General features: G+C 36.9%; 11 protein-coding genes. 9 read left to right on the top strand and 2 right to left on the bottom strand.

Features of this window, described 5'->3' with window-relative positions:
• Positions 1 to 257 precede the first annotated feature (257 nt).
• From hrcA to dnaJ, 4 genes are all read left to right on the top strand, one after another.
• On the top strand, positions 258 to 1301 hold the full coding sequence (gene hrcA / locus Q0594_RS08465; RefSeq protein ID WP_298731245.1) for a heat-inducible transcriptional repressor HrcA: 1044 nt from the start codon (positions 258 to 260) through the stop codon (positions 1299 to 1301).
• 17 nt (positions 1302 to 1318) lie between these two features.
• The gene (gene grpE / locus Q0594_RS08460; RefSeq protein WP_298731243.1) at positions 1319 to 1873 is read left to right on the top strand and encodes a nucleotide exchange factor GrpE; all 555 of its coding nucleotides are present in this window, start codon (positions 1319 to 1321) and stop codon (positions 1871 to 1873) included.
• 49 nt (positions 1874 to 1922) lie between these two features.
• Positions 1923 to 3758 (top strand): molecular chaperone DnaK, encoded by a 1836-nt coding sequence (gene dnaK, locus Q0594_RS08455; protein ID WP_298731241.1) that lies wholly within the window; start codon positions 1923 to 1925, stop codon positions 3756 to 3758.
• A gap of 89 nt (positions 3759 to 3847) precedes the next feature.
• On the top strand, positions 3848 to 5029 hold the full coding sequence (dnaJ, locus tag Q0594_RS08450; RefSeq protein ID WP_298731239.1) for a molecular chaperone DnaJ: 1182 nt from the start codon (positions 3848 to 3850) through the stop codon (positions 5027 to 5029).
• 57 nt (positions 5030 to 5086) lie between these two features.
• Here dnaJ and Q0594_RS08445 read toward each other — a convergent pair whose 3' ends face one another.
• Entirely contained in the window at positions 5087 to 5581 is a 495-nt protein-coding gene (locus Q0594_RS08445) for a cupin domain-containing protein (protein WP_298731235.1), read from the bottom strand.
• Positions 5582 to 5697: 116 nt separating this feature from the next.
• Between Q0594_RS08445 and mgtE the strand changes: the two genes are divergently transcribed.
• The 5 genes from mgtE (at position 5698) to Q0594_RS08420 (ending at position 11675) form a co-directional block, all read left to right on the top strand.
• A complete protein-coding gene (gene mgtE, locus Q0594_RS08440; RefSeq protein ID WP_298731233.1) occupies positions 5698 to 7029 on the top strand; it encodes a magnesium transporter in 1332 nt (443 codons plus the stop codon).
• 52 nt (positions 7030 to 7081) lie between these two features.
• Positions 7082 to 8911 carry a translation elongation factor 4 gene (gene lepA, locus Q0594_RS08435; RefSeq protein WP_298731231.1) on the top strand — a complete coding sequence of 610 codons (1830 nt, stop codon included), beginning with the start codon at positions 7082 to 7084 and terminating at the stop codon, positions 8909 to 8911.
• A gap of 59 nt (positions 8912 to 8970) precedes the next feature.
• Positions 8971 to 10329, top strand: coding sequence for an MATE family efflux transporter (locus Q0594_RS08430; protein WP_298731229.1), 1359 nt, complete (start codon positions 8971 to 8973; stop codon positions 10327 to 10329).
• A gap of 103 nt (positions 10330 to 10432) precedes the next feature.
• On the top strand, positions 10433 to 11320 hold the full coding sequence (scrK, locus tag Q0594_RS08425; RefSeq protein ID WP_298731227.1) for a fructokinase ScrK: 888 nt from the start codon (positions 10433 to 10435) through the stop codon (positions 11318 to 11320).
• A 121-nt stretch (positions 11321 to 11441) separates the two neighbouring features.
• Positions 11442 to 11675 carry a YneF family protein gene (locus Q0594_RS08420; RefSeq protein WP_005605509.1) on the top strand — a complete coding sequence of 78 codons (234 nt, stop codon included), beginning with the start codon at positions 11442 to 11444 and terminating at the stop codon, positions 11673 to 11675.
• Positions 11676 to 11734: 59 nt separating this feature from the next.
• Here Q0594_RS08420 and Q0594_RS08415 read toward each other — a convergent pair whose 3' ends face one another.
• Complete coding sequence (locus Q0594_RS08415; protein WP_298731225.1) at positions 11735 to 12358, bottom strand: 1-acyl-sn-glycerol-3-phosphate acyltransferase; 624 nt, start codon at positions 12356 to 12358, stop codon at positions 11735 to 11737.
• Between the last annotated feature and the right edge of the window lie 252 nt (positions 12359 to 12610).

Below are 12610 nucleotides of genomic sequence, written 5' to 3'. Positions count from 1 at the left end.
TAATAAAAACACCCCAAAAGTTAGATTTTGTGTCTAACTTTTGGGGTGCACTTCAACGGTAGCCTAGGGTGTTTTTATTAAATTCTCATTTTTTGGGGTCAGTCCAGTCATCTTTTAAACAACTTTGACCTTTTTATTTTAGTTCATCAAAATCGGTCTAAAGTCCTAGTGTTTTCATGTTGACTTAATTTGACCAATGTGTTAAATTATAAATGTGGTTAGCACTCGTCTTAGTCAAGTGCTAAAGAGAGGTGACTATGATGTTAACCAATAGACAATTGCTAATCTTACAACTAATTATACAATTATATACGGAAACGTTGGAACCAGTAGGGTCTAAAAAGTTGATGGAAGTTGCAGAATTACCTTTTAGTTCAGCGACAATCCGCAATGAAATGATGAAGTTAGAAGAGATGGGATACCTAGAAAAAAACCATACCTCTTCAGGACGAGTACCTTCTAATAAAGGTTATCGTTACTATATTGACAATATCTTGCCCGGACAAAAGCAACCAGTTCCTTTAAGCATTCGAAATCAAATTCGAGAGGTTTTCCAACAGTCCACTTTAGAGATTCAAGATGTATTTCGTTTATCGGCAGATATATTATCAACGTTAACGAATTACACCGCAATTTCTTTTGGACCTGAAGTGAAAACTGCAACATTATCTGGTTTTAGACTTGTTCGATTAAACCCAAATCAAGTGATGGCAATCGTTGTTATCAGCAATGGTTTAGTTGAAAACAAAGTCTATACAATTCCAGGGATGATTGATGATACTGATTTAGATAAAGTAGTTCGTATCATCAATGATGAGTTAATCGGAGTTCCGTTAGATATCGTTGCTAAACGATTAAAAACGGATTTACCAATTCTAATGAATCGTTATATGAATTCTCAAATTCAGATTGTCAAAGTGATTCAAGAGATGATGAATCGATTTGAAAACGATCGAATTCATGTTGCTGGTAGAAGGTATTTGCTCAATTATTTTGATCATCATGCTAACGTTGATCATCTTAAAGGAATCTATCAATTGATGGATGATCAAACGAAATTACATCGACTTGTTACAAATGAGAATCAAGATATTCAAATAAGGTTAGGCTCGGAAATGGATCATCCGTTACTTGGTGACTTTAGTTTAGTAACTGCTAGTTATCAAACACCAAACCAAGATACTGGATTGATTGCATTACTTGGTCCCAAGAATATGCCGTATTCGAATGTATTATCAATTGTAAAAGGACTCAAGGAAGAGTTAGCGACCACGATAGAAGATTATTATCGTAACTTATAAAGTAAGGAGATGAAATCTTGGAAACAAATGAACAAAACACTAAAGAAGAATTAAAAGAAGAAAAAATTGTTGCAGATGAAGCTCCTCAAGAAGAAGTTACTGAAGAAACCACAACAGAACTTTCGAATGAAGAGAAATTACAACAAGAAGTAGAGAAGTTGAACGATCAAGTATATCGATTATCTGCTGAAATCTCAAATATCCAAAAGAGAAATGCAAAAGAAAGACAAGACGCTGCAAAATATCGTAGTCAAACTCTTGCACAAAATTTATTAAATGTGATTGATAACCTTGAGAGAGCAATCGCTTCTCCAAGTGAGTCAGAAGAAGCTCAAAACCTTAAGAAAGGTATTGAGATGGTGTATGAAGGGTTCCTTTATGCACTAAAAGAAGAAGGAATCGAAGAAATCGATGCTTTAAACCAACCGTTTGATCCAACATTGCATCACGCCGTTCAAACTGTTCCAGTAGAAGAGGGGCAAGAAGCAGATCAAGTGGTTCAAGTGTATCAAAAAGGATACAAATTAAAAGACCGCGTACTGCGACCAGCAATGGTTATCGTAGCACAATAAATAGACAAATTTTAAAATAATAAATTTAAATAATAGGAGTGAATTAAATATGAGTAAAATTATTGGTATTGACTTAGGAACAACAAACTCAGCAGTAGCTGTTTTAGAAGGTAACGAAGCAAAAATTATTGCAAACCCAGAAGGAAACCGTACAACACCATCTGTTGTAGCGTTCAAAAATGGAGAAATTCAAGTAGGTGAAGTTGCAAAACGTCAAGCTGTAACAAACCCAAATACAATTTCTTCAATTAAACGTCACATGGGTGAAACAGGATATAAAGTAGAAATCGAAGGTAAATCTTATACACCACAAGAAATTTCAGCAATGATTCTACAATACTTAAAAGGTTATGCTGAAGAATATCTTGGAGAAAAAGTTGAAAAAGCAGTTATTACAGTACCTGCATACTTCAACGATGCACAACGTCAAGCAACTAAAGACGCTGGTCGTATCGCTGGTTTAGAAGTTGAACGTATCGTTAACGAACCAACAGCAGCAGCTCTTGCATATGGTTTAGATAAAGTTGACCACGAAGAAAAAATCTTAGTATTCGACCTTGGTGGTGGTACATTCGACGTATCTATCCTTGAATTAGGTGATGGCGTATTCGACGTATTATCTACAGCTGGTGATAACCATCTTGGTGGGGATGACTTCGACCAAAAAATCATTGATTTCTTAGTAGAAGAATTCAAACGCGATAACGGTATTGATTTATCAAGCGATAAAATGGCTATGCAACGTTTGAAAGATGCTGCTGAAAAAGCTAAAAAAGACTTATCAGGTGTATCTCAAACTCAAATCAGTCTACCATTTATTTCTGCGGGTGCAGCTGGCCCATTACACTTAGAAGTAACATTAACTCGTGCTAAATTTGACCAATTAACATTAGATTTAGTAGAACGTACAAAAGAACCAGTTCGTCGTGCGTTAGCTGACGCAGGTTTATCAGCTTCTGATATCGACCAAGTATTATTAGTTGGTGGATCAACTCGTATTCCTGCAGTTGTTGAAGCTGTTCGTAATGAAACTGGTAAAGAACCAAACAAATCAGTGAACCCAGACGAAGTAGTGGCTATGGGGGCTGCTATCCAAGGTGGAGTTATCTCTGGTGATGTAAAAGACATCGTATTATTAGACGTAACACCATTATCACTTGGTATTGAAACAATGGGTGGAGTGTTCACAAAATTAATCGAACGTAACACTACAATCCCAACAAGCAAATCACAAGTATTCTCAACAGCTGCAGATAATCAACCAGCAGTAGACGTACACGTATTACAAGGTGAACGTCCAATGGCAGCAGATAACAAGACTTTAGGTCGCTTCCAATTAACAGACATTCCAGCTGCTCCTCGTGGTGTTCCACAAATCGAAGTAACATTTGATATCGATAAAAACGGTATTGTAAACGTTCGTGCTAAAGATTTAGGCACTGGTAAAGAACAAGCCATTACAATCAAATCTTCTTCTGGTTTATCTGATGAAGAAATCGAACGTATGGTGAAAGATGCAGAAGCAAATGCTGAAGCAGATAAAAAACGTAAAGAAGAAGTAGATTTACGTAACGAAGTTGACCAATTAATCTTCACTGTTGATAAAACATTGAAAGAATTAGATGGTAAAGTGGATGCTAGTGATGTTCAAAAAGCTGAAACAGCTCGTGATGAATTAAAAGCAGCTGTAGAAGCAAATGACTTAGAAGCAATGAAAGTAAAACGTGACGCTTTAAATGAAGTGGTACAAAACTTAACTGTTAAACTTTATGAACAAGCTGCCGCAGCACAACAAGCAGCTGGCGCTTCTCAAGAAGGTCCAACAGAGCAAGCATCTTCAAATAACGATGGCGTTGTTGACGCTGACTTCGAAGAAGTAGACTAATATTTGCTAAAATGATAGGGTGTAAGACTACTTAGTGGCCTTACGCCCATATCCTTTGTAAACTATGAAAGAAAAGGAGGGGCAAATCAGTGGCCAAAAGAGATTTATATGAAATTTTAGGCGTATCAAAAGATGCCTCTGAAGCAGATATTAAGAAAGCTTATCGTAAATTATCTAAAAAATACCATCCAGATATTAACAAAGAACCTGGAGCAGATGAAAAATTCAAAGAAATTGCTGAAGCTTATGAAATCTTAGGCGACGCTCAAAAACGTGCTGCTTATGACCAATACGGACATGCTTCTTATGATCCAAATTCCGGATTTAGCGGCGGAGGTTTTAGTGGCGGATTTGATGGATTCGATGGATTCGGAGGATTTGGCGGTAATGGAAACTTTACTGGCGGATTCGAAGATATCTTTAGTAGTTTCTTCGGTGGCGGAGGCGGTCGTAGTAACCGTGCGAACATGCCACGTCAAGGGGCTGACCTTCAATATGTCATGGATTTAACATTTGAAGAAGCTATCTTTGGTAAAGAAGAAACGATTCATTACCATCGTAGTGACGAATGTCAAACGTGCCATGGTAGTGGAGCAAAACCTGGAACAAGTCCAACAACATGTTCTAAATGTCATGGTTCAGGTGTGATTAATGTTGAAAGAAATACACCATTTGGTCGTATGATGAGTCAAACAACTTGTGATGTGTGTCATGGTACAGGACAAGAAATTAAAGAAAAATGTCCAACCTGTCACGGTCATGGTCAAGTAGATGAAACACATAAAGTGAAAGTGAAAGTCCCTGCTGGGGTTGAAGATGGAAACCAAATGCGCCTTCAAGGACAAGGGGAAGTAGGTTTCAATGGTGGCCCTTATGGTGACCTTTATGTCATCTTTAGAGTTGCTCAAAGTAAGACGTTCAAACGTCAAGGAGCAGATATTTACTATCAACTTCATGTGAACTTTGCCCAAGCTGCTCTTGGAGATGAGGTCGATGTACCAACTGTTCACGGTAAAGTAAAATTAAAAGTTCCTGCTGGAACACAATCAGGAACTATTTTACGTTTACGTGGTAAGGGAGCTCCAAAACTTCGTGGTACAGGAAATGGTGACCAACATGTTGAAGTCATCGTAGACACTCCTAAGAAGCTTACAGATAAGCAAAGACAAGCTTTACAAGTATTTGCTAATGAGGAAGGAACAGAACTTCATAATGGCGAAGAAAACTTCTTCGACAAGATGAAGAACGCATTTAAAGATACATTTGAATAAATGGAAAAAGAACTTAGCAACGAATATGCTAAGTTCTTTTTTTGCTTATTTTGTTGCTTATTTTGTAATGACAGCAAGACGGCGAATAATCTCTTCGTGCTCAGGATACTTTTCTAATAATTCTTCTTGTGTATAGAGTTTGAAATCTTCATATTCAAAACCAGGTGTCACGCTACAACTCACAATAGCAAAGTCTTCTTTGTTGTCTGATTCAATGGTAGATCCAAAGATGACTCCTGCAGGAACAGTGAATTGAAGCTTTTGACCTTCTCCTGGTCCGATTTCTACTGTTTCGTAAGTACCATCAGGGTGAATCATATGCACGGTTAACGCATGTCCGTAGTGATAGTACCAGATTTCATCAGATGAGAGCAGATGGAAGTGGGATGGATTTTGGTTCGTTAATAAAAATAGAATAGAGGTAGAAAGAGATCGGGTGCGTCCGTCTGGTAGTTCTACAGTTTCAACCGCTTTATAGGTTTGTCTAAAATAGCCACCTTCTACATGTGATTCTAAGGATAATTCTTCAATCCATTCTTCTTTCGTTTTCATAAGAGACCTCCTAGGTTATTTTCTTATATTATAGCGTAACTTTTCCTGCTTGTGAATTGTTGATAGAATGGTAATTATGCTATACTGGTACTATTGGAAAAGAAAGGAGAAGAGTCATGAAAGATAATATTGCACTTATTGTTTCGAATAAAGATGTTAAGAAAATAAGAGAGCTTTTTAATGAGAATTATCCGATTGATATTGCTTTGGCGTTAGAAGAAGTGGATGATGATGTTCTAAAAAATTTCATGTTCTCTATCTCAAATACTAGATTAGCTTCGATTTTAGAAGTTGCTGAACCTGATTTCCAATTACGAATGCTTGAGAAATTACCATTTAGACGTGTAATTTTACTGTTCCAGCAAATGTCAAACGATGATGTCGTGGATATTTTAGGAAATTTACCGGTAGGAATACGTAAACGTTATATCAAAATGATGAAACAAAGTTCTCAAGATGATATTCAAACGATGTTAAATTACGCTCCGGATACTGCCGGGGGGATTATGACAACAGAGTATATTACGGTAAAAGAACACTTAACCGTAGAGGAAACTCTTTCTAAACTAAGAGAGATTTCTCCAAACTCAGAAATTATTAACATTATTTTTGTAACGAGTTTACAACGGAAATTAATTGGATGGATTGATATTCGTGATTTATTTACGCATGATTTAGACGAGAGTTTACACGATGTGATGCATACGAATATTATTTCCGTTTTACCAGAAGAAGACCAAGAAGAGGTAGCTCGTATTTCCACTAAATATGACCTTTCTGTTGTTCCAGTAGTTAATAAGCATAATGTACTATTAGGGATTATTACAATCGATGATATCGTTCATGTTTTGCAAGAAGAGTATCACGAAGATATGTTATTAATCAGCGGGGTTGAAGGAACAGAACGAATCGGTGGGCCTTTTAAAGAATCGATTCAAAAACGGACACCTTGGCTATTAATTAACTTAATTACTGCTTTTATGGCAAGTGCGGTTGTTGGATTATTCCAAGATACAATTGAACAAGTCGTCGTACTTGCAGTTGCAATGCCGATTATCACAGGGATGGGTGGGAACTCCGCTTCTCAAACATTAGCTTTGGTTATTCAAGAGGTTGCAATTGGTCAATTGACTTGGGAAAAAGACAAGAAGTATGTATTAAACGAAATCTGGCTAGGATTAGTCAATGGGATTATTACAGGGATTTTCGCCGCGATTGCGCTATATATTCCATATCAAAACTTTTTCTTATCAATTATCGTAATATTAGCAATGGCAATGAACCTAATGGTAGGGGCGTTCTTTGGCTTTTTCGTTCCTTTATTCTTAAAGAAACTAAATTTAGACCCAGCCATTTCATCAACGATTTTTGTAACAACAGCAACTGACGTATTAGGATTCTTTATTTTCTTATATTTAGCACAGTTGTTCTTGCCGTTATTAATGTAATTTGATAAAATGATTTGAATTTTAACGTAGTAGTGTATTGAAGGAGTTATTCATGAATTTAGAAGAAATGAAAGAAAGACAGAAGCGCATTCGAAACTTCTCGATTATTGCGCATATCGACCATGGGAAATCAACTTTGGCCGACCGTATTTTACAAGCGACAGATACTGTTGCTGATCGTGAAATGCAAGACCAATTATTAGACTCAATGGATCTTGAAAGAGAACGTGGGATTACTATTAAATTAAATGCCGTTGAATTAACGTATGATGCTAAAGACGGTACGGAATATATTTTCCACTTAATCGACACTCCTGGGCATGTGGACTTCTCTTATGAAGTATCACGAAGCTTAGCCGCCTGCGAAGGAGCGATTCTTGTAGTAGATGCTGCTCAAGGGATTGAAGCACAAACATTAGCTAACGTTTATTTAGCGATTGACAATGACTTAGAAATCTTACCAGTCATTAATAAAATTGACCTTCCAGCGGCGGACCCTGAACGTGTTCGTACAGAAATCGAAGATGTAATTGGTATTGATGCGAGTGAAGCGGTTCTTGCTAGTGCAAAAGTCGGTATCGGGATTCCAGAAATCCTAGAACAAATTGTTGAAAAGATTCCTGCACCAACTGGCGACTTAGAAGCGCCTTTACAAGCGTTGATTTTCGACTCAATTTATGATGCGTATCGCGGGGTTGTATTAAACGTCCGTATTCAAAACGGAATTGTAAAACCTGGTGATAAGATTCAATTAATGAGTAACGGGAAGACTTTCGATGTCGTAGATGTTGGTATTTTCTCACCAAAACCAATTAGTCGTGATTACTTAATGGTTGGGGATGTTGGTTATATTACTGCTTCCATCAAAACCATCCAAGATACGCGCGTAGGGGATACCGTTACATTAGCAAATAATCCAGCTAGTGAACCATTAGATGGATATCGTAAAATGAACCCAATGGTATACTGTGGGTTATATCCAATCGATTCATCAAAATATAATGACTTGCGTGATGCGTTAGAGAAATTACAATTAAACGATGCTGCGCTTCAATTCGAAGCAGAAACATCACAAGCACTTGGATTTGGTTTCCGTTGTGGATTCTTAGGCTTACTCCATATGGACGTTATTCAAGAACGCCTAGAGCGTGAATTCGACTTAGACTTAATTACAACAGCACCGTCTGTAATTTATCATGTACAAAAGACGGATGGTACAGAAGTAGTGGTGTCAAACCCTGCAGAAATGCCAGATCAATCAAGCGTACAATCGATTGAAGAACCTTATGTTAAAGCATCTATCATGGTGCCAAATGAATACGTAGGGAGCGTTATGGATATTTGCCAACGTAAACGTGGAACGTTTGTTACAATGGATTACTTAGATGAATATCGTGTTAACGTAATTTACGAAATGCCACTTTCAGAAATCATCTTCGATTTCTTTGATTCATTGAAATCAAGTACAAAAGGATATGCGTCTCTTGATTACGATTTAATCGGATATCGTGCAAGTAACCTTGTGAAGATGGATATCATGTTAAACGGTGAAGTGGTCGACGCCTTAAGTATTATTGTGCATAAAGATTTTGCTTATAGTCGTGGTAAGGCGATTACTGAGAAACTTAGAAAACTCATTCCACGTCAACAATTCGAAGTTCCAATTCAAGCTGCGATTGGGAATAAGATTTTATCTCGTACAAACATTAAAGCATTGCGTAAAAACGTATTGGCAAAATGTTATGGTGGGGATATTTCTCGTAAACGTAAACTGTTAGAGAAACAAAAAGAAGGGAAGAAACGTATGAAACAAGTGGGTTCAGTTGAAGTTCCACAAGAAGCCTTCATGTCAGTTCTTAACCTAAACGAAGAAGAAAAATAATAAGTAGTAAAAAGGCGTCTGGTGCGCCTTTTTACTTTGAATTTGAAAGGAGATTAATGATGGAAAAAGAACGTCAACATTTTTATCGACAAATGCTTGCTATTGCAATCCCTGTATCTCTTCAAACTTTATTAACGTCTTTTTTAAATACATTAGACACAATAATGATTTCTTCTTTGGGGGATGCGAGTATTGCAGGTGTGGGGCTTGCAAACCAAGTGTTTTTTCTATTCACGTTAATTTGCTTTGGGATTCATACAGGTTCTGCAGTACTATTTTCGCAATATTGGGGAGTACGAGATACAAAGAAAGTTCAAGCAGTTAATCAAATGAGTTTACTGCTATCTACTGCAGTCAGTGTTGTGTTTATGCTTCTTGGTATACTATTTCCTCAAGAAATCTTACGTTTATTTACTCAGGATCCGCTTGTTGTTCAAGCTGGAGGAGATTACTTACGAGTAGCTGCTTTAAGTTATGTATTCACAGCTTGGAGTTTTGCGATGACAAATGCACTTCGTACAACAGGAAGTCCAAAAGTTCCTCTTGTTGCGACCATTTGTAGTTTTATCACTAATGCTTTCTTTAACTATGTATTTATCTTTGGTAAATTTGGAGCACCAGCACTGGGAGTCGTTGGTGCAGCAGTTGCTACTTTAATTGCTCGTATGGTTGAAGTGGGAGTTCTCTTTGGAGTTGTGAGTTTTTATAGCGGCCCAATTCATTTACCAATTGGTCGCTATTGGTCTAAAATTTCAAAAGGTTTTTGGATGAGTTTTTGGGTAACAACATTCCCAGTCATTGTCAATGAAACTTTCTGGGCTTTAGGACAAGTATTTTATAGTGCAGCCTATGCAATGGTAGGAACTCAAGCAACCGCTGCAGTTCAAGTTGCTGTTGCTGTACAAAATTTATCGTTTATTCTAGTACGAGGTGTCGGTAGTAGTTGTAGCATTATGTTAGGAAACCGAGTGGGACGAAATGAACTGGAACAAGCTCAACTGGAAGCGAAACGCTTTTTAATGATTTCTCTTGTTATTGGAGTAATCATTGGAGCTATTCAAAGTTTAACACCTCAATGGACTTTATTAATGTTTGCTGATTTAAGCCCAGAAGTATTTGAACTTGGAAAGCAATTACTTCAAATTATGGGGATTATATTTGTATTTAAAACCTTAAATTCTATTATTTTTGTCGGTATTTTACGTGGTGGAGGCGATACTCAATACGGTATGAAACTTGAAATGGCTTGTGTGTGGTTAGTTGGCGTTCCGTTAGCATTACTTGCAGCGGCAATTTGGCATTTTCCAATACAACTGGTCGTTATCTGTGCCGGAGCCGAAGGACTATGTAAAGCCGTAATTGGATTAAAACGAGTATTTTCAGGAAAATGGATTCACAGATTGGTAGAAGCTTCATAAGAATTTTTAACGGATTATGACGGACTTATTCTAAATAGGTTCGTCTTCTTTTTTTAATAAATTATGTTACAATAGTAAAAAATAACTGAGGAGCTAAAGGATTATGACAAACTTATATGGAAGCTTAGAAGCTGGAGGTACAAAGTTTATTTGTGCCGTAGCTGATGAAGAATTTAACACAGTTGAGGAACTTCAATTTCCAACGACAACACCGAAAGAAACATTGAAGAAAACGGCAGATTTTTTTGCAAAATTCAAAAATCTAGCAGCAATTGGAATCGGGTCATTTGGTCCAATTGATGTAGATCCAAAATCGAAAACATATGGCTATATCACAACAACGCCGAAACCAAATTGGGCAAATGTGGATGTGGTTGGAACATTAAAGAAAAGAGTAGATGTGCCTATCTATTTCACTACTGATGTAAATAGTTCTGCGTATGGAGAAGTCTATGCTCGTAATAATCGTGGAGAAAACATCGAAACACTTGTTTATTATACAATAGGTACTGGAATTGGTGCGGGTGTGATTCAACGAGGTGAATTTATCGGTGGCACTAGTCATCCTGAAATGGGACATGTTTATGTTTGTAAGCATCCAATCGATGTTGCGAATAACTTCGATGGGGTTTGTCCTTTCCATAAAGGTTGTCTTGAAGGTCTTGCTGCTGGTCCAAGTTTAGAAGCACGTACTGGAGTTCGTGGGGAACATATAGATATTACGAGTGATGTATGGGATGTTCAGGCAAATTATATTGCTCAAGCAGCCATTCAAGCAACACTAACTTTCCGTCCTGAAAAAATCGTATTCGGTGGAGGAGTAATGGCTCAAAATCATATGGTGGAACGCGTTCATCGCATGTTTGAGGAATTGCTAAACGGATATGTACCAACACCACCAGTGAAGGATTTTATTGTAACTCCTGCCGTTGAGAATAATGGTTCTGCTACATTAGGAAACTATGTGTTAGCGAAAAGTTTAGTTCAATAATTTTCTAAGTATCTAAAATTTATGAAATTAACGAATGGAAACTTTACCGCAAGGCTTTTCATTTTCTTCATAATTTAGTACAATAGTTAAGGATACAGATATTGAAGGGAGAGAAAGCCAAATGTCAACGGGAGCATGGATTTTAATCGTGATTCTTGCTGCAATCGCAGGTGCGATCGGTGGTTTCTTTATCGCACGTCGTACAATGATGAATTACTTCGCAGAAAACCCACCATTTGATGAAGATATGATTCGTAGCATGATGACTCAAATGGGTCAAAAACCATCAGAACAAAAAGTTCGTCAAATTGCTGCTTCAATGAAAGCACAAGCTAAAAAAAGAGCTAAAAAATAAAGTAAAAACCATCGGAGTATTCCGATGGTTTTTCTCGTTATACCGTATACGGTATAACGTTATTTTTTTACTGGTAATTCATATACATAATTTGGATCAATTTCTTTATCAAGTTCGTCAAATTTTTGAATAAGCACTTGATCGTAATTCGCAATTTCTTCTTTTGTTAGTTTTTGATCTGCAATATAAATAGGTTCACCGATTCTCACATGCATTTTTTGACGCTTGAGAATGTCTTTTAAACTAAGTGGACCTTGATAGACCATAGGAACAATCGGCGCTTTAGCAAGACGTGCAATGGTTACTGCGCCGCCTTTCATTTCATTTGAGTAACGAGTCCCTGTAGGAAAGATCACAAGAGCTTTTTGATTCTCTTTAATTTGCTGCACAGGATACTTAATCGCGCTTGGCCCTGGTTTTTCACGATTTACCGGGAAAGCACCAAGTTTTTTGATAAACCAAGCAAATGGTTTTGGTTTGAATAATTCTTGTTTTGCCATTAAAACAAGTGGTTGAGGATAAACTGCAATAGCCATCATAACCGGATCTAACCAAGAACGATGAGGTGCTACAAGTACGTAGCCAGTATCCTTTGGTAATTTTTCTCTACCTTTATAATCAGCGAACCCGTTTAATAGGACTAATAATCCACGAACAATCCAAATCGTGATTTTATAAATCATAATCTTCTCCTTTTATATTTCTGTAAGATTAGTATGAAATAATTCACGTGTTTTTGCAAGTTGAATCTATTAATGAATTTGTAAGGTTTTCTTTACAGTATGATATAATCCTTATAGGAAGTTATGGAGGTCTGCGTATGAAAGAGGAAAAGATTAGTTTTATTAAACTTTCTTTAGTACTGTTAGGGTACTTTATTTATAATATTTTGTATTATATGGTTTACTATTCGTCTGGTCTCGCACTATTTGTGT

Source organism: uncultured Granulicatella sp. (assembly GCF_938030755.1).
In the GTDB taxonomy this organism is placed as follows: domain Bacteria; phylum Bacillota; class Bacilli; order Lactobacillales; family Aerococcaceae; genus Granulicatella.
This window is presented reverse-complemented; position numbering and strand designations above follow the sequence as displayed.